The following is a 26,179-nucleotide window of genomic DNA, read 5'->3' as shown; positions in this document are numbered from 1 at the left end:
ATGTATATCAAAGAAGTGGCATCAAGCTTGTATCCGTGGGATTTGGCGGATGAAGGCGTCGAAACCTGCGTTGACAATGTGATGGAGCACAGCCTGGTAAACAGCGTCTATTTGGTGGGAATCATGCATAAGGAAAAAAGGCCCTTAACCAGCCTGTTCTACACCCACAACCCGAAGCGGAAGTTTTATTTGCCTGAAGACAGCCGAGTCTATTACAGAATGGATGAGAGCAATTTTACTAACACGCCGCTTAAACCGCTGTATTCGACAAGAGATTTTCTGAAGGATAAGGATTGGCTCGACGAGTTAACCGTATACGGAAGAAAAAAGAATCTGAAAACGGGAGCGGAAATTTCCCACAGCTTTTTTGATTGCGAAGTAGCGAAGGCCGAGTTCCCGGATGTGCTGCAAAAAAATATACACGGCAATATCATTGAAGATCATTTTTGCTGCAATAATGATCATGTCAGAGAATATATGAAAGCCATTTACTACGATACCGTAAAAAATCATGACATCGACTTTATTCAAACCTGCATGAGGCTGTTTGCGACTGGCGAACCCGTAAAAGCGCCGTGGTTTATGGAGAATGATCCCGAGAACAAGGTCGGAGCCCTGCTTGGCGTAGTGAAAGGCGGATGCTTCTGCAGCCATTGCAGAGAAAAAGCGATCTCGATGGGCTATGACTGGGACAAAATCATTAGCGATCTTCAATATTTGGAGCATCTGGTTCATGCCTCAGCTTCAAGAAATCTGGAGACAGTCATGGATAATCATGTACTGATGGGAAGCGATTTGCTTGAAACAGGGCTGCTGCTGGAATATCCGTCCTTGTATCAGTTCCTGGAATTCAGGATGAAGTCGGTGACCAGCCTGCTCAAGGATGTTCATGCGTCCATTAAGGCTGCCAATCCGAATGCCGATTTCCGCTACAACAATTATGTGAAATATCCCGAGTTGGTCGGCCTGGATTATATAGCGGTGAAGGATTATCTGGATTCGGTCAGAGATTCGGATTATACCGAGCAGTTAGGCGCTCCCGACCGATTTAAACGGAAGAAAAATACGATTCTGAAAATACGCCGGGGAATCGGATACGACAAGGACCTGATCGCAGCTTTTGCGCCAAGACCTAACGCAACGCCGGAACTGGTGCGCGAAAGCATCAAAATCCTAAGTACATTGGGCGTTGACGGCTTGTCGCTGGGGCATTACGACGGGGCGACCTTCGCACTTCTGGATGCGGTTAAGCAGGGGATACAGGAAGCCGGAATCGAAATCAGAAGATAGGAGGGGCCTGAATGCGAGTACAACTATCCGAACTGGAACGGGTGATCGGCCAATTGCTGCAGGCGGCTGGCTTAAATCCGGACAATGCGGCTGTGGCTACCGGAGTCTTCATGCGGGCAACGCTGAGAGGCGTGGGCCACCACGACGTGTACGATCTTCCCGGCAGAATCGAGAGCTTGACCACGGGTAGGATCAAAGCGAATCCCGATACCGCATTGATCCACAAATTCGCCGCATTGGAAAATTATGAAGGTGATAACGGCTTAGGAGAAATAGGCGGGATGTTTATCATGAACCGGGCCCGGCAGTTGGCGGACGAGCATGGGATAGGGCTTTGCGCCATCCGCAATTCCAACCATCTGCTGTCCTCGGCGCCTTACTTGGAGCATGCTGCTGCGGACGGGTATATCAGCTATATTATTACTCGCGGGGCGCCGACGATGGGCGCTCCCGCCCGAAAGGAAAAGGTCATCGGCACAAGTCCGATGGGCTACGCCGTTCCGACCAACCGCGAATATCCGATCATGTTCGACGCTTGCCTGGCCTATGCCTCCAACGGGGTATTGGCGGAGAAAGCGAAAGCAGGGGAGGAGGTGCCCGACTATTGGGGGCTCGATGCCGACGGCAAGCCAACTAAGGATCCAGCCGCCATTTCCAAGGGCACCCGGTTGCCGATGGGCAGCCACAAAGGCTTCGGGTTAACGTTATTTGGCGAAATTATTTCCGGCGTATTGTCAGAAGGTCAAATTATCGACGCGCCTCAGCCGGGCACCGGTTTGGTGGGCATGCCGTCCCATACCGCCATTTGCATTAACGCAGGCGGCTTGCTCGGACAGCAGCCGTTTCGAGACAAAACGACCGAGATGCTGGACCGAATGGAAGCGAGAGCCGCGAACCTGCAAATTCCGGGCCAGCAGTCTTACCAAAGAAAAACCCGGCTGTTGAGTGAAGAGGCCATTGAGCTGAAAAGCAGTTTAGTAGACAAGCTGAACGAATGGTCACGGAAATTCGGCCTTAAGATTTTGGAGTAACGGTAAAAAGTCAATTTTGGCAGTTTGCCCCCTCAGGACAGGACTGTGCTAGCGCAAAGAAAAAGGAACTTCGATTTGTTCAATTGATTAAAATAAAATGACATGCCAAGAAAAGGTGGCATGTCATTTTATTTTATCCAAGTGAATACCCTTAAATTTGTGTCGTTTATGTCTGCACATTTAATCATTACATCATTCCGATCAGCAGCCAACATCAAGTTCTATTCAACGGATAACAAAACCTTTGATACACAAGGGACACAGACGAAATCTGGACAGGACTATTTTAAGGTAAGAACAAGGCTCAGTCTGCAGGCCAGGAAACGCACTTTTAAATCGTTTTTTTTGAAGTTGTACTTAAATCGGAAAAATCATAATAAGATTCGTACTAGATAACTTTGTTAGTCATTTTAACTATCAAAGGGGGTGAACAGGGTGCTTGGTCGCAGTCAAACAGGAAACAGCAAGTATATGAAACAAATCAATCGGCAAGAAATTCTGCGTAAGCTCCGGGAGAATAAACGGGCTTCCAGAGCGGATTTGTCTAAGCTTACAGAACTAAGCCGGCCATGCGTATCTTCATTGGTCGATGAAATGATAAAGGAAGGACTTATTTATGAGGTCGGTATAGGTGAGTCCAAGGGCGGTAGAAAGCCGATCCTGCTCGAATATAATTTTCAGGCCTACGGTGTTGTCGGGGCTATTTTTGAGGGCAGTACATTGTATATGTCCATCGCTGATCTAAGTGGAGATTTGTTGGTTGATTACAGCTTTCGATTGCCGCAGCCTACAAATGGTGAAATGGCCATTCGTTATCTGGAATTGGGTCTCTCAACCTTGCTTGGTAAAAGTGGGTTTGAAAAATCCCGATTGCTTGGAATAGGCTTAGGTTTGCCCGGGATTACACAGCGTAACAATGGAACAGTAAGTTATGCGCCAAGCACAGGGTGGATGGGTTTGCCGGTTAAGCAGGAGATAGAAGAACGGTTAGGCTTACCGGTTATGATCGATAATGACGTAAATTTGATGGCTTTAGGGGAGTTTCATAAGGGCGTCGGGAATGGCATTCTGAATCAAATTTATATGTATGTGGGCACGGGAATTGGCGCAGGCATTATTATAGACGGCCAATTATACAGGGGTTCCCGAGAAGCATCCGGCGAGATCGGTTATATGATGGTGGGGCAGGTTGAGAAGCTTCGCCGGGGTGAATATGGGGTTTTCGAAAGAAATTACTCTGCACCCGTCATTTATGAAAAGGCAAAAAAAGTTTTGCCTTCTCTCGAAGTGGAGTCTGGCGTGATTCAGCAGCTGATACAGCATGCTGAAGATGGCCATGAAGCGGCAAGCCGATTATTACATGATATTTACAGGCATTGGGCTTACGGAATCGCAAATATGGTGAGCATACTGGACCCGGAATTGTTGATTTTAAGCGGGGAGATGATTGAGATCGGAGATAGCGGTTTAGAGAAAATCCAAAACATGTTGACGGAGTGGGTTCCCTATGTGCCTCAAATCAAGCTGGCGACTCTTGATACCAGAGCGGGAATTATAGGGGCGATTCACAGTGTTTTGGAAGCTTTCCCTGTAGTGAAATCCAACAAAATACACCCTTCGGGAGGTTATACATATGACAACAAATAAAGGAAATGTATACAGATTGTTCTTGGGTATTTTTGTCGGCGCCATGATGGTCGTGATTACAGCTTGCGGAGGCTCCACGCCGAGCGGCGTAAAAAATAGCGAGCCGCCCCCCTCGGCGCCCTCTGATATTCCGGCTGCTGCGGAGGCGCCTAAATCGGCAGAGAAGCAAAAGCTGGTCATCTATACGGCGAGAGATAAAAGTGTCGTCGATGAAATCATTCCAAAATTTAATGCAGAGCATCCGGAAGTAGAAGTCGAGGTATTAACGATGGGAGCGCAGCAAATTCTAGAGCGCGTCCGGGGAGAGAAAGCCAATCCTCAAGCCGATTTCTGGTGGGGCGGAACGCAATCCGCTTTGATGACTGCTGCCGATGAAGATCTCCTGGAAAGCTTCAAGCCCAGCTTCGCAGACAGCATACCGGCTTTGTACAAAGATGAAAAGGATCGCTGGTATGGCGAAATGCTGCTGCCAGAGGTGATCATGTATAATTCCAAAGCGCTTAAACCAGAAGACGCTCCCAAGGATTGGGATGATCTGCTTGATCCGAAATACAAAGATAAAGTCATCATCCGGGGTGTTCTTGCATCTGGAACGATGAGAACCATCTATTCCGCCATGATTTTTAAGGAAGGTGCTGCTGAACCTGAAAAAGGCTATGATTGGCTCAAGAAGCTGGATGCGAATACGAAAGAATATGCGCAGGATCCAACTAACCTTTACTTGAAATTAGCCCGAGAAGAAGGAACGTTATCGTTGTGGAACTTACAGGACATTATGATTCTGAAGAATTTGAAAAATCAGCCGTTTGATTTTATTTATCCGGCAAGCGGAGCGCCTATTCTTGTAGACGGAGTTGGCATGGTGAAGAATGCCAAAAACAAAGAGGCCGCTGAGAAATTTTATGAGTTCTTATTCGACTCCAAACTTCGAGTTGAATTGGCTGAAACATTATTCCAGATTCCTACTCGCACAGATATTAGCAAAGATACGCTTCCAGCTTGGCTAAACGGTATTGAGTTGAAGCCAATGAATATTGATTGGAAGGTAATGGCCGATAAAGAAATGGAATGGATGCAGTATTGGGATGAAAACATTAAAGGAAAAGGATCAAAGTAATTCCGCTTAGTGGCGGGATGCGCAGATCCTCTTCCTGAACTTTGTAAGGGAGGCACCGTACGTGATCGAAGTCGCTCTGGAACATGTAACCAAGCAGTTTGGAAAAGTGTCGGGCGTTCAGAACGTGAACATTCGAATTCAGCCCGGCGAGTTCTTCACGTTCCTTGGTCCAAGCGGATGCGGTAAGACGACAACGCTCAGAATGATCGCAGGCTTTTACTATCCAACCTCCGGCCGCATTATATTCGGCAATCAGGATGTAACGACTTTGCCGCCCCATAAACGGAATACCGGGATGGTGTTTCAGAATTATGCCTTATTTCCTCATATGACGGTATTTGAGAATGTAGCCTTTGGCCTCCAGGTTAGAAAGCGGCCGAAAGACGAACGGCTCCAAAGAGTAGAACGCGCCCTACGGCAGGTACACTTGCAGGGATACGGCAATCGCCGTATTGATCAATTATCCGGTGGTCAACAACAGCGTGTTGCTCTTGCAAGAGCGCTGGTAATTGAGCCGAATATTTTGCTCCTGGATGAGCCCTTATCGAATTTGGATGCCAAATTGAGAGAAGAGACGCGTTTGGAGATAAAAAGACTGCAGCTTGAATCCGGTATTACAACCATTTATGTGACGCATGATCAAGCTGAGGCAATGGCGATGTCAGATCGGATTATGGTCATGCAAGGCGGCGTTGTGCAGCAGGTTGGAAAGCCGGATGAAATCTACAACCGGCCGCTCAACCGATTTGTCGCTTCCTTTATAGGTGAGTCTAACCTGTGGGAAGGAGTCGTGGAGCGAATCGAGGGTGACCAGTTCTATGTCCGGGTTTCGCCTGATCTGGTCCTGTGCGGGTTCATAAAGAATAGTGACTCTCGTAGCCATCTTGCAGTGGGAGCACAAGCCACCATTTCTATTCGTCCTGAGGCTATCCGAGAGGCTCAGCCAGAGTCTTATCATTCGGAGAACACATTCTTGGCAAAAGTAGTCATTTCCGAATTCACCGGTGTGAATGTCCATTACTTGACGGAGGCCGCGGATAGGACGTTTAAAGCGATGTTCGTCAACCAGGGACACCAAGTCCGTCAGCGTGATGATATGCTTGCGATACACATTCCTAGAGAAAGTATTTATCTCTTAGAATAGGTGGAGGATGAAACCATGTTGTTCAAAAATACAAGATCTGCTCAGCCTGACAACAGACATCGTTCCCTCACTGCATCCCCTTACTTCGTGTATATATTAATCGCTCCCTTGTTTCTGGTGCTGCTTGCCTATGTGCTTTTCCCGCTGTATCAGACTTTTATTCAGAGCATCCGCATGGAAAGCAGTCTTTCTTTGAAAAACTATGCGCGGTTTTTCAGCCTAGAGCATACCGCCAATTTGGAGGCGCTCTGGACGAGTGTTTATATTTCCGTTCTAAGTGTAATAACCTGCGCGATAGTAGGAGTAGCCATGGCCTTTCTATTGGAACGCTATGAGTTTCCCGGCAGGAAGGTGCTGATGATTCTCGCCATGGTGCCGATGGCACTGCCTCCGCTTGTAGGCGTGCTCTCGTTCACTTTTCTATATGGAGAAAGCGGTATTATTCCCCGGACTCTCAAGCTGTGGTTAGAGATGGACCACGTACCATTTTCACTAAAAGGCGTTTGGGGCGTTCTCGTGGTTCACACCTTTACGATGTACACCTATTTCTATATGACCGCTTCAGCCGCGATCAAAGGGCTGGATCCGTCATTGGAGGAAGCGGCCGCAAGTCTTGGAGCAGGACGAATCTACATATGGCGGCGCATCATACTGCCTATGCTCACTCCAGCTATCGTCGCATCCTCCTTGCTTGTATTTATGATTGCCATGGCCTCCTATACGGCACCACTCATCTTTGGAATCGATAGAACGATGACGATGCAAATTTATTTGTCGCGCACCAACGGAAATTTGGATATGGCGGCTACACAGTCTACCTTATTATCCATTGTTTCCGTCCTGTTTCTCATTATCATGCGCTGGTATCAAGGCTTACGTAGCTACCAGAATTCGAGTAAAGGTGTCAGTGTACACCGGACAGAGGTCAAGAGTGCATGGGGAAAATACATAGCCATGTTACTCTCTGTGATAGGTGTCATCATTCTGCTCCTGCCCATACTGGTGCTGATTCTCATCTCCTTTTCTACCGATGGTACCTGGACGACACAAATACTGCCGCCTGAGTACACCTTCAGGCATTATGTGGAATTGTTCACTGACGGAAAAACATGGCGTCCTATTGCAAATAGTTTCAAAATGAGTTTTGTTGCTACGGTTGGCAATGTGATATTCGGGGTTGCTGCCGCCTATGCGATGGTTCGTCTCAAATTTAAAGGAAAAACATTGCTGGATGTATTCATCATGCTCCCGTGGGCTTTACCCGGGACAGTTGTAGGGATTAATCTGATTACGGCTTTCAGCACACCGTCGGCATTTAGTTTTGGGCAAGTTTTAGTGGGGACGTTCTGGATTCTGCCACTAGCCTACTTTGTTCGTCATTTACCGCTTGTATTCCGTTCAACGTCAGCTACGCTTATGCAGATGGATCCTTCCATCGAAGAGGCTGCCCGTAACTTGGGAGCGTCATGGTGGTATAGCTTCCGCCGTATCGTATTTCCCCTGTCACTTAGCGGGATTCTGGCGGGTACCTTATTAGCCTTCGTTACAGGCATCGGTGAATTCGTCTCGTCAATTCTCTTGTTTACATCAAGTACAGCTCCGATATCAGTAGAAATTTTCCAAAGAATGTATTCCTTTGAATTTGGAACCGCCTGCGCTTATGGCGTGCTGCAAATCATCCTCATCATTATCGTTCTCTTTCTCTCTAAAAAATTGACCGGCGACAAAGCGGGGGCAGCTGTATAAAAGGTTGATCATTCCGCGGGGATCATAAGGCTCACAACCGCTGCATGATAGAACAAGCCGGAAATTCACGATTTCCGGCTCAGCACTCAGAGGAGAAACAAGGAGGAGACAAAGTGATGAAGCGTACATGGTTGAAGGTGTTCACCAGTATTACTAGTGTTGCTGTATTAGGAAGCATGCTGCTTCCTGGTATGGCGCAGCCTGCCAGCGCCGATAGAGGTGTTGTTGATCTCTGGAAATCCATTAAACCTCTTACCACGATTGCCAGCGCCATGAATACGGGAGCCCACCCGGACGACGAGCATAGTGCAATGCTTGCCTATCTTTCATTGGGAAGAGGCGTCAATACGTTAAGTGTTATTGCCAACCGCGGAGAAGGGGGCCAGAATGAGATTGGCAGTGAGCTCGGCAACGCACTGGGCATTATTCGTACACGCGAGCTGCAGGAAGCTTCCAAAATCACCAATGTCACCTTGGGCATATTAAGCGAGCAGATCAATGACCCTATATTTGACTTCGGATTTTCCAAAAGTCCGGATGAGACGCTGCAAAAGTGGGGAGATTCCGTTGTCTATGAAAGACTTATTCGGAAAATAAGGGAACTGCGTCCCGATGTTGTCATTCCCTCTTTTCTCAATGAAGAATCTACACACGGCCATCACCGCGCTATTAACGTAATCACGGTTCGTGCCTTTAAGGATGCTGCTAACCCTGAGGTGTTCCCGGAACATTTGAAAAAAGGGCTCCAGCCTTGGCAGATCAAGAAGTTGTATCTTCCCGCCGATGAGAAGGACTATAATGTTGCCGTTCCTGTGGGGGATTATGACGAAATCTACGGCGCATCTTATGTTCAATTAGGCGAAGAATCCCGCTTCATGCATAAAAGTCAGGGGATGGGTAGACATGTAGAAGAAGGACCGGGCTACAACTATTATAAGTTAAATTCATCACCTAATTCGGGGAAAGAGAAGGATTTCTTTGACGGTATTGCCTTCTCCTTCGAGGATTTGGCAAATGAGGTGGAAGCAAAGGGCAAAGATCAGAAAGTGATCAAGGATTTACGTACCCTGAACGAGGATGCGGACGAAGTTATAAAAGCATATCCTGTTTTCACTGACGTAGCACGGGAAGTTCAGGAAATGAGAGCGGATGTCGAAACTGCCATAATGGATATTAAGGCTTCGACGCTGGACGCAAGCGTCAAGACGGATCTGCTGTATCGTCTTCAGGTGAAAGAAGATCAATTGAACAAAGCAGGTATGGAAGCAACGTCAATGGTGGTGAAGGTAAACCCGGAAACTAGTGAAATCGTTGCAGGCCAAACCGTTAAGATGACGGTTACTGCATACAATGGTGGCAGAAGCGACCTGGGTAATATTCAGCTGCAGCTGAATGTGCCAGAGGGCTGGACAACAAAAGCAGTTGGAACCACGAAGTTTGACCAATTAAACTACAATCAGACGGTAACCGCTACTTATGAAGTTCAAGTTCCGCTGAATGCAGCAGAATTTCAAGTCTATCAGCCCTCTGTCGTAAGTGCTGATGTCAGGTATCAGTTAGATGGCGTTTCGGGGAAAATACATGTTGCCCCATCCACGCAAGTGGCGGTACTGCCGGCATTTGCCCTGTCGTTAAGTCCTAGCGCAACGGTGCTAAACACGTTGAAGATAGAAGAGTCTCTCCCGGTCAAGGTTACCGTTCACAACTACTCGCCAGGCGCAGCCAATACTGCTGTTGCCTTGAACGTGCCTAAGGGCTGGACGGTAACACCTGCATCCCAGGAAGTGAGCTTCGCAGCCAAGGGTGAGACGAAGCCTCTAACGTTCCAGATCAAAGCGCCAGCAGGAACGGCCGTTGGCAAATATACCGTAACCGCGACGGCAACAAGTGGAAAGGTCACAAGCAAGGAGAACGTACAGGTAATCGAGTATTCTCATATTGGCAGAAATTACTTGATCCAGCCAGCCGAATTGAAGATTCAGGCTTTTGATTTGAAAGTGCCGGCAGATCTGAAAGTTGGATATGTATCCAGCGGGTTCGACAATATCGATCAATACTTAACGCAATTTGGTGTGAACGTTACACAGCTCGATGAGAAAGCGATCCAATCGGCTGACCTGTCTCAATACGATACGATTGTATTGGGTATTCGCGCATATGGTTTCCGTCCAGAGCTGCTGTCAAGCAATCAGAGACTGCTCTCTTATGTGGAGCATGGAGGAAATTTGGTCGTTCAATATCATAAGCCGGAGGATAACTGGAAGCCTGACCTTGCCCCTTATCCAATTCAAATCGGCGAGCCATTAATTAAATGGCGCGTAACGGATGAAAACTCCAAGGTAACAATGCTAGCGCCTGAGCATCCGATCTTTACTACTCCTAATAAAATTACACAAGAGGATTGGAGCAATTGGGTTCAAGACCGTTCGGCCTATAATCCTTCCGAGTGGGGCAAAGAGTACACGCAGCTGATCTCGAACGGAGACCCGGGAGAGAAGGAATTCACCGGAACATTCTTAACTGCCAAATACGGAAAAGGAACCTACACCTATAGTTCACTTGTATGGTACCGTGAAATTCCTGAACTGGTTCCTGGCACGATTCGCCTCTTTGTGAACATGATCAGCTTGAAACAATAGCCTTAAGGACAGAGGGAGGCCCTGGAATGGGCCTCCTTCACCAAACGGGGGAATGATTAATAATGGATATTATCGATGTTCATGGTCGGGATATAGAGTCCATTCTTAAAGAGATTCATTTTGCGGTGGTACCGCTCGGATCTATCGAATATCACGGGCCTCATTCTCCACTGGGTACGGATGTCATTCTGGCGAATGAATTCGCCAAGGGTCTCCATCCTTCTTAAAACCGCTCATTTATCCTGTTGTTTCTTACACTTCGTGTCCTGGAAAAACCCATCGTTTTCCGGGGACGATCTCAATTAGTCCCTCTGTTATAACCAATTATCTATTATCTATATGAAATTATTGACTCGATCTGCCAACTGGGCATCCGGAATATATTGTTGTTAAATGCACATGACGGGAATATGGGTGTGTCGAGAACGGCAGCCGAAGCGATAACGGCTACCTATAAGGACGCAAATATTCTATTGGTCAACTGGTGGCAAATGGTGCCAGCACAAAGTGCGGAAGAAGCTGGAATTTTCACGGGCACACAGGGTAGAGGACATGGAGGTCCATATGAAATGTCAGTTGTCAAAGCATTTCGACAGGATTTGGTCCACGTAAGGGATTGCGATGAGCAATTAACGGCAATTCCTTCAATATCGGATCTGCCTTATATATTGGTGGAAGGCAGTCCCGATGGGTGGGATGGGTATACGGGGCACATTCAACAGATATCCATACAAGCCGGAAATTGGATCATAGAGAAGGCAAGTGCCAATTTACATCAATTAATCGAAAATTGGCTGCACAAGCCGGTGAAAAATGACGGAGGTGAGTAACAATATGGGAAATCGTGAGGACATTCTGACAAAAGAAGGTCAAGTATTCCCGGGCAAAACATATACCGAAGCCGTACTTGAACCATCTTATAATGAAGCCAAGCAGCATCTGTTGGAGGCCATGATGGCTGTCAATAAGGCTCATTTGATCATGCTGAAGGAGCAGCAATTAATAACACAAGAAGAGGCTTACGAGATTGCGAAGTCTATCGTAAATCTTGATCTTGATGGTCTCCGCCATTCCAGTTATTCGGGCCAGTATGAGGACTTATTCTTTCAGGTGGAAAGTCAGCTTCATCAGCTTGCAGGCGATGTTGCGGGAAATTTGCATCTGGCCAAGAGCCGTAACGATATGGGCGTCACCATCTATCGCATAGTACTTCGGGAAAAGCTGCTCATCACGATGCAATCCGCATTACAGTTGCGCGAGCAGCTTCTTCACTTCGCAGAAGAGCATGTCCAAACCGTGATGATTGGCTACACACACACCCAGCACGCGCAGCCTACGACTATGGCGCACTATATCATGGCTGTTGTGGACTCCCTTACTAGAGACCTACGGCGGTTGACGGCCGCTTTTAATAATTGTAACCACAGCAGCATGGGAGCGGCTGCACTCACAACGACGGGCTTTTCTATCGATCGGCACCGTGTGAAAGAGCTTCTTGCTTTTGACGATCTTGTAGAAAATTCCTATGATGCTATTGGCGGGGCGGATTATCTGGGTGAGGTGGCAAACACAATAAAACTTGCAGCTGTCAACCTGGGGAGGGTAGTTCAGGATTTACTGCTCTGGTGCACACAGGAATTTGCTGTTATCAAAGTAGCCGCTCCTTATGTGCAGATCAGTTCCATTATGCCGCAGAAACGGAATCCTGTTTCTCTGGAACATATGCGTGCCTTACTTTCCAGCTGTGTGGGCAATGCGGACTCCGTCCTTACGATGATGCATAATACGCCATTCGGCGATATTGTCGATACCGAAGACGACATGCAGCCATATGCATGGAAGTCTCTTGAACTTATGGACAAGATCTATCGATTGCTAGCCGTTGTAGTGGGGACTATGGACGTCAATAAAGAAGTCCTCCGCAAACGGACAACAAGCAGTTTCGCTACCGTTACAGAGCTGGCGGATACCTTGGTTCGAACGGACAATCTCTCCTTTCGAACCTCTCACCATATCGTTAGTTCATTGGTAAAAAGAGCGATGTCGGAAGGTTTATCTCCTAAAGAAATGACACTGGAATTAGTTAATGAAGTAGCTGGTGAAATCATAGGACGTGATCTAACAATCGATACAAACACCTTGAAGCAGTCCTTGGATCCAATGAATTTTATTCACATACGCTCTTTGCCAGGAGGACCAAATCCTCAAGAAATGAACCGCATGATTCAAGATCGTGGGCATCAGCAGCTGGCTCTCGCTAAATGGCTTGCCGAGTCGAATCATAAAAGTCAAACCGCCCTGCAGTTTCTGGATGAAGTTATGATGGAGTGGGGTAACCCATAATGTCTTCACATCAAATTCCCCTCCTTGCCTTAGATGGAGGCGGTACAAAAAGCCTATGCAACTTCTTCGATGAGTATGGCCAAATTCTAGGTCAGGGCAGGTCTGGTTCCTGTAATTATCAGGGAGTCGGAAAGGAAGCTGCCGTGAGAGAGCTCATCCTTGCCATTCGCAATGCCTTGGAGGACTGCAAGTTCATGGGAGAATGGGTGATTGGTGAAGAGGAATTAGTAACGGATTGTGCTGCGCTCGGGTTAGCCGGCTTGGATACGGATTATGACCGCAGGATTATCGAAGAGATTGTCAAAGATGCCCTCCAGCATTTACGCATTAGTGCAAAACATTTGATCATCGAAAACGATGGCTTCGCTACGCTAATGGGAGCCACCAATGGTCAACCCGGAGTTCTTATGATTGCCGGGACTGGATCAATTGTCTATGGTATGAATGATCAAGGAGTGGTTGTCAGAGCAGGAGGGTGGGGTCATCGGGTTGGGGATGAGGGAAGCGGGTATTGGATCGGTAAACAAGCCATTATTCACATTTTGAGAACAAGGGATGGAAGGATGGCTCCGAACAAGTTGGCCCATTATATTTTTCCTTATTTGGGGCTCAAGGATCACGAAGAATTGTTTAATTGGATTTATAGTACCAGCTTTTCGGTGGAAAAAGTAGGCGAGCTGTCCAGGATTGTCTCACAAGCGCATATACAAGGCGATCCATTGGCTTTTTCCATCATGAAGCAAGCTGCAAAGGAGTTATTTGCATGTGCTATGGCAGTCATCGATCAAATAAATTTATATAAAAAGCCGTTTCAAATCATATTGCAAGGCGGGGTCTTACACAATAATGAGTTTGTGAGAGAATATGTAACAAATCAATTCATGAAACATACACCCTTTGGTCAAATAGAAAGCGGGGCGAAGGAGCCTATTTATGGAATGATGGTCTTGGCCTTAGATCACTACTATCAAAGAAAGAATAAGAATAAATGAATAAATGATGGACCATGAATCTTTGGGAGGAGTTAGATGAAAAAAAGGCTGTTGTTCGTTTTTGCCCATCCCGACGATGAGTCATTCGCTTGCGCGGGAACAATGGCAAAATATCGAGAAGCCGGTCATGATATCTATCTGATATGCGCAACTTCCGGTTGCGGGGGAAAGTCCGGTGAGTACCTTGTAACCTGTAAGCAGGAACTTGCCTCAGTCCGGGAGCGGGAGCTGACTCACGCTTGCGACATTTTAGGCGTATCGAATTTGCATCTGCTCCGTTATCAGGATGGAAGTTTAGCCAATCAAGACATAGTCGAGGTAGCCGCAAAGATCGAATCCTATATCCTGCAGCTGAAGCCGCATGTTATCGTAACGTTTCCTCCCAACGGAGTTACCGGACATCAGGATCACATTGCAATATCTCAGGCTACGGTACAAGCGATTCTTCAGTCCGAGAAGAAACTGGATCCAACCCAGTTATGTTCCTTTTACTTTACATCGATTCCCCATTATTACGACTATTGTTCAGACTCAGCACCATCCAGCGCAGTTCCTATAACCGGGAAAGTGAACATTATTCAACATCGCGAAGCAAAGGGGAGGGCGCTTCAATCGCATAGAAGCCAAATTTACTCTGTAAATCGAGTTTATCCAGGCGTCATGCAAGGCGTCTTTCGTGTTATCGGTCAGTTTGAATATTATACGAAGGTAAGGGCAGACGGGAAGTTTACATATATACAAGAATCCTTCATAGGAATTCCGGAGGTAGAGCTTTGTTATTGAACATGTAAACATTATACGATGGGGATCACGCGCAAATGGATCATGTTCAAAGTTGGAGGCAAATGCTATTGTAGTTCAGTCATCTCGAGCAGTGAAAATCACGTAAAATCCCTATACGGCCGGCTGCTGAAATTTCGGCTGCCGGTTTTATTTATTCTCGTAACTCATCGGAAGCGACTGGTCGGGTAAGCCATCTAATCTGTTCCTTAACGAATTTTTATGCGCGAGTCTAAGCATATGCGGGTTTTTATATAATAAATATGAGAGTAGTGAAAAAGAGAGTACTAGAGGGTGAAATGCAAGAATGAAGATGGATCGCCTTATTAGGCAGATAAAGATTCAAAACAGACTGGTCGTCTCCTTCGCTGTTCTATCATTGGTTCCATTACTAATCACCGGACTTTTTACGTACTATAAATCAAGTGAAGCCATGAAGACCAAGATAAGCACTTATTCGATCCAGGTGATGAATCAGGTGAGTGAAAATATTCAAAATGAACTTGTCCGAATTGAAAATGACAGCATTGATATTGCCTTCCTGGATGTCGTTCAAAATACGCTGCTTTCCTTTCATACGCTCAACGAATGGGAAAAAAATCATATAGAGTTAAAAATGCAAGATGTTCTGGTCAAAAGATTTACCTTTTATCGCAGCATTTCGGATGTGCTTCTGTATACAAGGAACAAAGAGAAAATCATTGCTTTTGGGGATTTTAATTTTAAATTAAAACTGCAGCCTGACTATTTGAACCGTATTCTTGAAGAGACATTGTTCAATAACGGTATTCCCGTATGGACAATTGAGGATAGAAATAATGAAGAAGTTTCTTGGAATTCGGACTATAGAATAAATAATTACGGTAAGTACGGTATCCTGCTATCGAGAAGCATTAAGTCACTGCGGCAGGGAATACCCCTTGGGTATATTATGATCAGAGTGAATGAGAAATATATTTTAAAAAAATATCAGGATATAGACATTGGAGACGGTGCCGATGTTTTTATATTGGATGGAAAAGGTACGGTTATTTCCAGCCGGAGCCCTGAAATGCAAGTTGCCAAGACGTATCTTGACAGCTCTCTTATTGAGAAGATTAAACAAAATAAAGAGAGAGATATATATTCATTTAATAGTACAGTCTCGGGAAAACGGAATTTAATTGCCTATAACTATATACCAAGCGCCGACTGGTATGTAGTTAGTACGATACCGTTTTCCTATCTGAACGAGGAGTCCATTCGCATAGGTATGTATATTACTATTTTGGGAATTGTATGTTTTCTACTTGCGCTCCTTCTTTCCCTTATCGTATCCAAAAGTATCTCAATGCCTTTAAAACAGCTGGTCGATTCCATGAATAACGTAAAAACAGGCGAATTTTTAGTTCAGATTGAGGACAATAGCCGTGATGAGCTAGGGGTAGTAACGACCAGATTCAATACTATGGTGAGGGAACTTCAATTCCTAATTGATGAAGTCAAAAGAAAAGAAAATTTGAAAAGGCTTGCAGAGCTGAAAACCCTTCAGGCGCAAATAAACCCGCATTTTCTTTCTAATACTCTGAATACCATAAGGTGGCTTGCTAATAAACAGAAGGCGGACAATATAGCAAGCATTATTACCTCACTTATCGAACTGCTGCACGCAAGCATGGGAAAAGGAAATGAACTAATCAGCTTAAGGGAAGAGATCGAATATGTAAAAAGCTACTTAAATATAATGACATACAGATATTATGATAAGTTCAAGGTTCATTTTGAGATGGAGGAAGGCGTTCTGGACTGCCAAATATTAAAATTTATATTGCAGCCGATCGTGGAAAATTCACTGCTGCACGGGCTTGAGCCTGCGGAGGGGCAGGGCTTGATCATCATCAAAGGCTACAGGGTGGAGAACGAATTGAAAATATCTATCACCGATAACGGGGTCGGGGTGGCTAGCGAGGTTATGAACCATTTATTGCGGGGGAACCTGCCAATTAAGGAAAGAAGCCTGAGCGGTATTGGCATTCGTAATGTTGATGAAAGAATCAAGCTGTATTTCGGGGAGCAATACGGGATTTCCATCCAAAGCGCTTCGAACCTGTTTACTACTGTAGAGATTACCATTCCTGCCGCAGGAGAGAAGGAGGTCGACCAATATGCTGAAGGTACTTATAGTGGATGATAATGCCTTTTCACGGACAGACTTGAAAACTATGATCGACTGGGAATGCAATGGATTTTATATTTCGGGGGAAGCCAATAACGGAACAAACGCAATCCATTTACTACAGCATGAACTGCCTGATATCGTTATCACCGACATGAACATGCCTGTAGTGAATGGCATAGTACTGATCGAACATATAGAAAAACACTGTCCGCAAGTCAGGATTATTGCTATAAGCGCATTCGACGATTTCGATTATGTTAGGCAGAGTATGAAAAAAGGGGCCATCGATTATGTGCTGAAGCACCGGCTGGATGCTGTCGTTTTGCTGGATATACTTGAGGCAGCCAGAGGCTCCATAATGCATTATAAAAATGAACGCGACAGACAGAGTGAGTTTAACAAAGAGCTTTTAAATGGGAGGGTGGTTCTGCGTCATGAGTTTTTTCACAAGCTCATAGAGGGAAGCCTGTCAGATATCCATGAGATTAAGAACAAATTAGACTCCCTGGAGATAAAAATCGATACGCAGAGCTTGGCTGTAACTGTTATTGAGATTGATGACTTTCGCTTAATTGAAGAAAAGTTCTCCCCCAAAGAAATAGATATTTTGTTGAAAACCTGTATGGATATATCTAAGGAGATACTCGCCGATTGGGAGAAATCAGTCATTTTCCAGGAAATAAAAGGGAGATTTATTGTGATTTTCTCTTTAGGCAAGAACATCAGCATGATGTATATATATAATAAACTTTATACTATTTTAAACAGAATAAGGTCGGAGATTACCAGATATTTGAACATAACGGCATGTTTTGGTGTAAGTAATGATTGCAAGGGAATACTCGATCTACATCAAGCGTATAGCGAAGCAAATTCCAGATTGAAGGACAAGTTTTATAAGGGGAAAAACGAAATTTTTTTCGAAAATGCAAGCGAAAAGCATGAGGAGGGCTTCTTTTGCCTGGATATCAAGGATGAAAAGGCTATATATACGGCTCTTAGAAATTTGGAATACGAGAGCACGGAGAGACTGATTGAGAAAACCTTTAATAAAATCGCAACTTTACGATTAAGCAGTAAATCAACTCAAATAATATGTGTGGAATTAATCAATATTGTCAATAAAGTTTCCAAAGATACCGGTATTGAGATGTCTAAGCTTTATGCCAGTGAGGATAATCCCTACAATATGATCCAGAAATATGAGACCCTCGAGGAAATTAAGAACTGGGTTCTGAGCCTTAACCGTAAATTGATTGCTATGCTGGAGCGGATAAAAATAGACAACCGACTAAGCAGAATTACTAAGAAGGCTGTCGAATTTATTCATCGTAATTTCGGAAAGGATCTTTCTTTAATTGATGCGGCCGACTTCGCTGGGGTAAGCAGTTCTTATCTCAGCAGGCTTTTTAAAGAGGAGTGCCGGATGGGCTTTGCCGAATACTTGAACCATGTCAGGGTCGAAAATGCCAAACTACATATAGAAAATGGTGAACTAAAGCTAAAAGAAATCGTAAGTCAGGTGGGTTTTAACAATTATAACTACTTTTTTAAGGTATTTAAAGAGGTATCGGGCATGACGCCCCTTGAATATGAGCTTGCCTACCGCAGGTAAACGGAGACTGCCCAATGCCATGCCACATCAAAAAGTTAGAGTAGAGTACAAATAATTGGAGTTCGAAATAGGTGGATGGGTTTTTATAATTAGATATAGGCGGGTAGCCATATTCGCTGCATTCATTTATATGAGGGGGAAGCATATGAAAAGGGTTTCCATTATTGCCGTATCTATTCTGTTCTTACTTTCATCCATTTTGTCAGCGTGCAGCGACAGCGGCGGAGAGGCACAATCATCCCAAAGTGGGACTAATCAATCTCAGAAACCGACTAAGTTGTCATTGTGGACATTTCAGGAGCAGCACAAAAGATACTATGAAAAGACGGTTGAACTTTGGAATAAAAGCAATCCCAACGAGCCTGTTGAATTATCCATTGATACTTACCCCAACGCAGAAATGCACAACAAGCTTTTGATTGCCTTGCAATCGGGAGTTGGCGCACCGGATATTGCCGATATAAACATCAATTTCTTCCAAAACTTTCTGAAAGGTGATATTCAATTATTAGAATTGAATAACATCATCGAACCCGAGTTAGATAAGTTCATTCAATCCCGATTCGATATTTACAGTAAAGATGGAAAATATTACGGTATTGACTTCCATGTAGGTGCTACAGTGGTTTATTACAACAAGGAAATTCTGGATAAAGCCGGTGTGAGTGCGGATAACATTAAGACCTGGAGTGACTATATCGAAGCGGGGAAAAAGGTTTTGGCAGCCACAGGTAAGCCTATGACGGCTTTCGAGGTTACCGACCAGAGGCCGTTCTGGCCAATGATTGTTCAGCAGAACTCTGACTATCTTGATAAAGACGGCGGGGTTATTCTTGACAACGCAATCAATATAAAGACTCTGCAATCTATGCAGGATATGATCTATAAGGATAAAATTGCCATCCCCATGCCAGGAGGCGCTACAGGCTCCGAGGAATTCTTTACCTATATGAATAAAGGCGGAATGGCTTCACTGATTATGCCAATGTGGTACATGAGCAGGTTTTTAGACTATATGCCTGATTTAAAAGGTAAAATTGTTGTCCGTCCGATGCCAATCTGGGAGGAAGGCAACGCGAGGTCTGCCGGAATGGGGGGGACGGGGACAGCTGTTACCAAGCAGAGCAAGAATCAGGAAATTGCCGTTAAATTCCTCGCTTATGCCAAACTCTCCAAAGAGTCGAATATCAGGATATGGCAGGAACTGAAGTTTGACCCAATAAGATGGGACGTATGGGATTCTCCAGAGCTTCAGAATCCTGATGCGTACTTCAGTAATGAAAAAGTATTCAATGTGCTTATTAACATGAAAGAAGAGATTAAATCCCCTAATATGGGAGAATTGAGCTCCGCTTCCCAGGACATTGTAAAGTCGAATGTCTTGTTCAAGTCGCTGAAAGAACAGAGCCAAACCCCGGAACAGGCATTAAAGACTGCTGCCGATGAGCTGCGCAAGCAGTAAAAATAATGAAACCGGTTAAATGCATGTGAAGCTAAAAGTTTCTATTTGCAGCTGAGCTACAGTAAGGAGGTGGAAGTTTGTTAAGAGGTATGAACAATTCCGGTTTCAGCCAAAGAATGATGAAGAAACGGTTCAATTTTAGAAGCATTTTTTATTCGGGAAAATGGACACCGTACATCTTTGTCTCACCTTTTATTCTGTCTTTTCTCATATTTTTTTTATATCCTACGATTTCAACCTTCAAGATGAGCTTTCAGGAGGTGTTGGGGCTCAATAATGCAAGGTTTATAGGATTTGATAACTATTCGAGACTGTTCAATGAGCATTTTTATAACGCCTTGCTAACGACTACTATTTATACAATTTTATCGATTATAGTGTTGATTCCGATCCCCATCGTATTTGCCGTGCTGCTGAATTCACAGCTGACAAAGGGCAAAACGTTGTTCAAATCGGTTATCTTTTTGCCGGCTTTGACTTCGGTTATTGTTGCAGGCGTTTCCTTCAGGTTAATGTTTGGCGAGCTTGATACTGCCTTAATTAACTCTCTGTTGATCAAATTGGGGTTTTCTCCACAAAAATGGATGTTGAACTATAGTACCGGGATGATGCTGATGGTGATCTTGACCGTTTGGCGACATGCAGGGATCAATATGGTGTACTATCTTGCCGGCCTTCAGAGCATCCCGAAGGAATTGTACGAGTCTGCGGAAATAGACGGAGCCAGTGCATTTACCAGGTTATATACAATCACTTTACCGCTTTTGAAACCTATTATCATCTATACTTTGACAATTGGTATTTTTGAAGGATACAGGATGTTCGGGGAAAGCTTTGTATTCTGGAATGAAGGAATGCCGGGGGATATTGGACTTACCATTGTAAGGTATATTTACCAGCAGGCTTTCCAGCGCAATGATATGGGTATGGGATCGGCTATAGGAATTACACTGCTTATGATTGTGCTTACCATTAACCTGGTGCAGTTGAAGTGGTTCGGACTCTTCAAAAAGGATGGCGACTGAGTGTGAATATTAAACTTAGAAGGAAGTGCATGACCTTATTGAATACTGTTTTCTTCATGATCGTCAGCTTTATCATCTTGTTTCCACTATATTACATGCTTATGGCTTCGTTCAAGAGCTCTACGGAGCTGTTCAGAAACGGGATGGATTTCAGAATTATACCGAGCTTGATGAGTCTTGATAACTATAAGCTGCTTTTCACCGGCAAAGGCGATACTTATTTGTACTGGTACAGGAACAGCCTTCTTATTACCGCCTTTCATACCGTGAGCTCACTGTTTCTTTCTTCATTAGTGGGCTATGGTCTAGGAGCCTATTACTTTAAGGGAAGGAACATTATTTTTACCTTGGTGCTATTTGTCATGATGGTACCGCTTGAAATTCTTATTCTTCCTTTATACAAGCTGATTGTCGGTATGGGCATCATCAATACGTATTATGGAGTGATTCTTCCCTTTATGGTGTCGCCCATGGCGATATTTTTCTTCCGACAATATGTGGGGGGAATTTCTAAAGATTTTATGGATGCCGGGAGGGTGGATGGCTGCACCGAGTTCGGTATATTTTTTAGAATCATGGCGCCTCTAATGCAGCCAGCCTTTGGAGCTATGGGGATACTACTTGCCATGCAGAACTGGAACAGTTTCATATGGCCTTTGATCGTGCTGCGCACAAACACCATGTTTACGATCCCAATAGGTCTTGCCTCCCTAATGTCGCCTTACGGGAACAATTACGACATGTTGATATCAGGAGCTGTCCTGGCCATTATACCAATTATTATCTTATTTCTGTTGAATCAAAAGGCTTTTATTTCAGGATTGGCAGCTGGTGGAGTTAAAGGTTAAGACGTATACTTGATTATTTTAATCTTGAAATTTAGAACTCAGGAGGCTGATAAAATGAATACGTTAAAAATCAACACGAACACAGGAGTCCATAAGGTCGACAGGAACATTTACGGACATTTTGTCGAACATTTGGGACGATGTATTTATGAGGGTGTTTGGGTAGGAGAGGATTCCGATATTCCCAATATTCGAGGAATGAGAAGCGATGTTGTCCATGCATTGAAAGAGATGAATATTCCTATCCTGCGATGGCCGGGAGGATGCTTCGCCGATGAATACCATTGGAAGGATGGCATAGGGCCCAAGGAAGAAAGAGCGCATATGATTAATACGCATTGGGGTGGCGTGGTAGAGAATAATCATTTTGGAACCCATGAATTCTATGATTTGTGCGAATTGCTGGATACCGAACCTTACATTTGCGGAAATGTAGGAAGTGGAACGGTTCATGAGATGCAGCAATGGGTCGAATATATGACCTTTGATGGTGAATCGCCTATGGCAGACCTGCGGAAAGCTAATGGTAGAAAGAAGCCGTGGAAGCTAACCTATTTTGGAGTAGGAAATGAAAACTGGGGCTGCGGTGGTAGAATGCGAGCGGAGTATTATGCTGATCTATACAGACAATACAGCTTATATGTTCGGGATTATGGAGACAATTCCATCTATAAAATCGCTGTCGGTCCCCGTGGGGACAATTATCACTGGACAGAAGTTCTGATGAGGGAAGCGGGCATCTTTATGGATGGGCTGGCGCTCCACTATTATACGAGAGTAAGAGACCACAGCATCGTCATAGAGGGGGAGGACGGAAACAAGATTTACGTAAAAGACTCTAAAGCGGTGCGAGGCCAGGCGGTTGACTTCGATGAGAGCGAATGGTTTGGCATTATGAAAGCCGCTTACTACACGGAAGAGCTTGTTGAGAAGCACTCGGCGATTATGGACAAATATGACCCCGACAAGAAGGTAGCATTGATCGTTGATGAATGGGGAACCTGGTTTGATGTCGAACCGGGGACCAATCCGGGCTTTCTGTTTCAGCAAAATACATTGAGGGATGCTGTTTCTGCAGGGATCAGCCTGAATATATTCAACAACCACTGCGACCGTGTAAGAATGGCTAACATTGCACAAACGATTAATGTCTTGCAAGCCGTTATTTTGACGGAAGGCGATCAGATGATACTTACACCAACTTATCATGTTTTCGAAATGTTCAAGGTGCACCAGGATGCCATATTGCAGCCGATTGAGCTTAATTCAAGTAGATACAATTTTGGAGAGGAGGATGTTCCTCAGCTTAGTGTATCGGCTTCTATCGATACTGTCGGCAGGCTGAATATCACCCTGTGCAATACAGACCCTCATAATAACGCTCAAGTGGAATGCGATACCGGAGGATTTGCAGCCAAGCAAGTATCTGGCAGGATATTAACGTCGTCCTCAATGAACAGTCATAATACGTTCGATCAACCGGAACAGGTCAAGCCCGCGGTGTTTAACAAAATGCAGCTGAATGAGGGAGGGTTGAGTGCTGATATTCCGCCTATGTCCGTTGTTGTACTGACGTTGGTTTGACTGGAGGGGACAAAATGACAACACAAAATCCATGCAGAAACTGCTCCGAAAATATTGAAGTAACTCAGGATAAAATAGAGGAAATGCTGCGGCAATTGGTACAAGCGAGACATATTCTGTTTGTGGATGAGGAAACGAGTAATAGAAGGCTTTCTCTATGTATGAGCTGCACTGCTTATGCACACGGAGGCACTTGTAAATATTGTGGTTGTCTCGTGCAAATCAGAACGAAAATTGACGGGAGACACTGCCCCTATCCTTTGCAGCCCAAATGGTAAATTAACACCAATCAACCATAGGGGGGTGCATCCTGCAAGGGAATTGATCCGTATAACCAGGCGCTACGACGATAAGGCAGATTATGGTGAACTGTACCGCAGCTAAAAAGCTGCTCATTGAACATATATCCCATAGTGGAGGAGCTTGCTTCGGGCAGCTCCTCTTTCGGTTTTATTGTAGAATAGGGCGGGATGGCGTGGAGGCAAACAGCCAATCTCTCTACTAGGGGATTTTGTCAGGTCCTATCATAAAGTGCTTCTCGTACTATTGCTCAATATCGGACTTCTTGCTATTGTTTGTTTATTGAATCAGGTAAACTAAATATAATACAAAAATTGGAGATGATACGGATGGACTATCGGACAATCGGCAAAACAGGAATTCAAGTTTCAAGTTTGTGTTTCGGAACCATGTCTTTCGGGGGGAATGCAGATGAGGAAACATCCAAAAAAATGTTTAACCGCTGCCGTGAGGCAGGCATTAATTTTTTCGATACCGCAAATGCCTACGGCATGGGTGCTTCAGAGAAAATATTAGGTTCTTGTATAAAAGATTGCCGTGATGAAATAGTACTGACAACTAAAGTGTTTAACCCCATGGGAAAAGATATTAATGCAAAAGGACTCTCCCGTCGTCATATTATGCTAGAGGTCGAAAATAGTTTAAAACGTTTGAAAACAGACCGTATTGACTTTTATTTTGTTCATCAATTCGATCATTTAACACCCATGGAAGAAACGCTTCGTGCCCTTGATGACTTACAGGATCAAGGAAAAATCTTATATCCTGCTGTCAGCAACTGGGCTGCATGGCAAATCACCAAGGCATTGGGCATTTCGGCAAAGGAACAACTCGCTCGTTTTGAATTAATCCAACCTATGTACAACTTGGTGAAACGTCAATCCGAGGTGGAAATACTGCCTCTTGCTGAGTCTGAACAAATCGGGGTCATTTCCTATAGCCCTCTGGGCGGCGGGCTTCTAACGGGTAAGTACGGGGTCAATCGCAAACCAGAGCAAGGGCGTTTAATCGAGCAAAAAATGTATACAGCCCGGTATGCGGATCAGATGAACTTTGAAGTGGCAGACCGTTTCAGCGCCTATGCCAAAGAACAAGGGATTCATCCAGCGACTCTTGCTGTTTCATGGGTTATGTCACACCCGGCAATTACGGCGCCGATTATCGGGGCAAGAAACTTGGAACAGCTGGAATACTCTCTCTCAGCACTTGAAATTAACATGACTCCGGAGTGGAGAAATGAAATATCGGCCATATCCATCACTCCTCCGCCGGCAACCGATCGTTCGGAAGAAGTCATGTAGTAAAAGTGCCTAAAGATTTATTACGCCTGCTTAGCTTTGGCTTGATGATCGGGGCAATCCCAACTATATGTGATGTTCATTACAATGTTGTAAACGGTCTTAAGATTGCTGCATAATTGCATAATAGAATAACCTCCGTCAATGCGATAAAGTGAAAAGAGGGCCAATTGCGGCTCTCTTTTCACTTTTGCTCTCATAAACGGATAAAAGCAAGCTTATTTGAAATTACGAGTATCAAGGTCATTTAATAATCGCTGCACTACTCTTTTACGGCGCCCAGAACTATTCCCTTGACGAAAAACTTCTGAAGAAACGGATAGACAATCAGTATAGGCAGCATCGTGATGAAGATTTGCGCAGACTTGACACCGCGTTGGGAAAGGTTCTCCACATCGGATGGTGTCATCCCCAGCTTGTTAAAATCAATCGCTACCACAATGGTCTGCAGCAAGGTGGACAACGGCCATTTGTCCGGAGAATTGATAAACAGCATCCCCGTAAACCAGTCGTTCCAGTGGCCAACCATACTAAATAACGAAAGTGTGGCGATGGCCGGCATGGAGATCGGCACATAAACACGGAACAAAATGTTGAAAAAATGCGCGCCATCTACAAGAGCCGCCTCTTCAAGCTCCTTGGGTAAATTTCTGAAAAAATTCATCATCAAAATGACGTTCCAAACGTTCAGCATCCCGGGAATGATATATACCCAAAATGAGTTAAGCAGACCGATTTTCTGAATGAGAATGTAGTAAGGAACCAGACCGCCGCTAAAAATCATAATGAAAACGAAAAACCACACGTAAACGTTCCTCTTCCGAAATGCCGATTTCGACATCGATAACGGATAAGCCGTTAACAACGTTATCAGCATAGAAAGTACGGTACCGATCAGCGTCCGTTCGATGGAGATGAGAAATGATTTATAGAAAGCGGCGTTACCTAATGTTTTAGCATAATTGGTCCAAGTAAAATCGATCGGCCAAAAAGTGACCAGATTTGCGTTCGCCGCCGATCTTCCGCTTAGGGAAACCATCAAAATGTGTACCATCGGAAGCACGCAGGCGATACCGGAGATCATCAGAATCGCGACAATGAAATAATAAGAAATGCGATAGGCAGGATTTTTGTAATACATGATGGCACCCTCCTTCAGC

At 44.8% G+C, this 26,179-nt stretch carries 19 protein-coding genes and 1 pseudogene; 19 read left to right on the top strand and 1 reads right to left on the bottom strand.

Going from position 1 to position 26,179, the window contains the following annotated elements:
• The 19 genes and pseudogenes from AC0YNV_RS26275 (at position 1) to AC0YNV_RS26185 (ending at position 25,022) form a co-directional block, all read left to right on the top strand.
• Entirely contained in the window at positions 1 to 1,290 is a 1,290-nt protein-coding gene (locus tag AC0YNV_RS26275) for a hypothetical protein (protein WP_475770674.1), read from the top strand.
• An 11-nt stretch (positions 1,291 to 1,301) separates the two neighbouring features.
• Positions 1,302 to 2,321: an Ldh family oxidoreductase gene (locus AC0YNV_RS26270; protein ID WP_475770673.1), complete on the top strand. Its 1,020-nt coding sequence runs from the start codon at positions 1,302 to 1,304 to the stop codon at positions 2,319 to 2,321.
• 435 nt (positions 2,322 to 2,756) lie between these two features.
• Complete coding sequence (locus tag AC0YNV_RS26265; RefSeq protein WP_475770672.1) at positions 2,757 to 3,968, top strand: ROK family transcriptional regulator; 1,212 nt, start codon at positions 2,757 to 2,759, stop codon at positions 3,966 to 3,968.
• Positions 3,949 to 5,085, top strand: a complete 1,137-nt coding sequence (locus AC0YNV_RS26260) for an extracellular solute-binding protein (protein ID WP_475770884.1) — start codon at positions 3,949 to 3,951, stop codon at positions 5,083 to 5,085. The genes AC0YNV_RS26265 and AC0YNV_RS26260 overlap by 20 nt, the downstream gene beginning before the upstream one ends.
• A 61-nt stretch (positions 5,086 to 5,146) precedes the next feature.
• Positions 5,147 to 6,229 (top strand): ABC transporter ATP-binding protein, encoded by a 1,083-nt coding sequence (locus tag AC0YNV_RS26255; protein WP_475770671.1) that lies wholly within the window; start codon positions 5,147 to 5,149, stop codon positions 6,227 to 6,229.
• A gap of 15 nt (positions 6,230 to 6,244) precedes the next feature.
• Positions 6,245 to 7,975, top strand: coding sequence for an ABC transporter permease (locus AC0YNV_RS26250; RefSeq protein WP_475770670.1), 1,731 nt, complete (start codon positions 6,245 to 6,247; stop codon positions 7,973 to 7,975).
• A gap of 113 nt (positions 7,976 to 8,088) precedes the next feature.
• Positions 8,089 to 10,614: an NEW3 domain-containing protein gene (locus tag AC0YNV_RS26245; RefSeq protein WP_475770669.1), complete on the top strand. Its 2,526-nt coding sequence runs from the start codon at positions 8,089 to 8,091 to the stop codon at positions 10,612 to 10,614.
• A gap of 62 nt (positions 10,615 to 10,676) precedes the next feature.
• Positions 10,677 to 11,444 (top strand): annotated as a pseudogene (locus AC0YNV_RS26240) (creatininase family protein).
• A gap of 4 nt (positions 11,445 to 11,448) precedes the next feature.
• The gene (gene argH, locus AC0YNV_RS26235) at positions 11,449 to 12,957 is read left to right on the top strand and encodes an argininosuccinate lyase (protein WP_475770668.1); all 1,509 of its coding nucleotides are present in this window, start codon (positions 11,449 to 11,451) and stop codon (positions 12,955 to 12,957) included.
• Positions 12,957 to 13,949 (top strand): N-acetylglucosamine kinase, encoded by a 993-nt coding sequence (locus AC0YNV_RS26230; protein ID WP_475770667.1) that lies wholly within the window; start codon positions 12,957 to 12,959, stop codon positions 13,947 to 13,949. The genes argH and AC0YNV_RS26230 overlap by 1 nt, the downstream gene beginning before the upstream one ends.
• A gap of 36 nt (positions 13,950 to 13,985) precedes the next feature.
• Complete coding sequence (locus AC0YNV_RS26225; protein ID WP_475770666.1) at positions 13,986 to 14,732, top strand: PIG-L deacetylase family protein; 747 nt, start codon at positions 13,986 to 13,988, stop codon at positions 14,730 to 14,732.
• A 304-nt stretch (positions 14,733 to 15,036) separates the two neighbouring features.
• Positions 15,037 to 16,899: a sensor histidine kinase gene (locus AC0YNV_RS26220; RefSeq protein ID WP_475770665.1), complete on the top strand. Its 1,863-nt coding sequence runs from the start codon at positions 15,037 to 15,039 to the stop codon at positions 16,897 to 16,899.
• On the top strand, positions 16,874 to 18,502 hold the full coding sequence (locus tag AC0YNV_RS26215) for a response regulator transcription factor (RefSeq protein WP_475770664.1): 1,629 nt from the start codon (positions 16,874 to 16,876) through the stop codon (positions 18,500 to 18,502). The genes AC0YNV_RS26220 and AC0YNV_RS26215 overlap by 26 nt, the downstream gene beginning before the upstream one ends.
• 145 nt (positions 18,503 to 18,647) lie before the next feature.
• Positions 18,648 to 19,964, top strand: coding sequence for an ABC transporter substrate-binding protein (locus AC0YNV_RS26210; RefSeq protein ID WP_475770663.1), 1,317 nt, complete (start codon positions 18,648 to 18,650; stop codon positions 19,962 to 19,964).
• 89 nt (positions 19,965 to 20,053) lie between these two features.
• Positions 20,054 to 20,989 carry a carbohydrate ABC transporter permease gene (locus AC0YNV_RS26205; protein ID WP_475770883.1) on the top strand — a complete coding sequence of 312 codons (936 nt, stop codon included), beginning with the start codon at positions 20,054 to 20,056 and terminating at the stop codon, positions 20,987 to 20,989.
• A 29-nt stretch (positions 20,990 to 21,018) separates the two neighbouring features.
• Entirely contained in the window at positions 21,019 to 21,837 is an 819-nt protein-coding gene (locus AC0YNV_RS26200) for a carbohydrate ABC transporter permease (protein ID WP_475770662.1), read from the top strand.
• A 54-nt stretch (positions 21,838 to 21,891) separates the two neighbouring features.
• Positions 21,892 to 23,421, top strand: a complete 1,530-nt coding sequence (locus tag AC0YNV_RS26195) for an alpha-N-arabinofuranosidase (RefSeq protein WP_475770661.1) — start codon at positions 21,892 to 21,894, stop codon at positions 23,419 to 23,421.
• 14 nt (positions 23,422 to 23,435) lie between these two features.
• On the top strand, positions 23,436 to 23,699 hold the full coding sequence (locus AC0YNV_RS26190) for a DUF6171 family protein (RefSeq protein ID WP_475770660.1): 264 nt from the start codon (positions 23,436 to 23,438) through the stop codon (positions 23,697 to 23,699).
• A 351-nt stretch (positions 23,700 to 24,050) separates the two neighbouring features.
• Positions 24,051 to 25,022 carry an aldo/keto reductase gene (locus AC0YNV_RS26185; RefSeq protein WP_475770659.1) on the top strand — a complete coding sequence of 324 codons (972 nt, stop codon included), beginning with the start codon at positions 24,051 to 24,053 and terminating at the stop codon, positions 25,020 to 25,022.
• A 259-nt stretch (positions 25,023 to 25,281) separates the two neighbouring features.
• Here the strand turns inward: AC0YNV_RS26185 and AC0YNV_RS26180 are convergent, their stop codons facing one another.
• Complete coding sequence (locus AC0YNV_RS26180; protein WP_475770882.1) at positions 25,282 to 26,160, bottom strand: carbohydrate ABC transporter permease; 879 nt, start codon at positions 26,158 to 26,160, stop codon at positions 25,282 to 25,284.
• Positions 26,161 to 26,179 lie beyond the last annotated feature (19 nt).

The organism is Paenibacillus sp. JT31N11 (genome assembly GCF_056269285.1).
The sequence above is the reverse complement of the archived record's forward strand: the minus strand, read 5'-3'. Positions and strand labels throughout refer to the sequence as shown.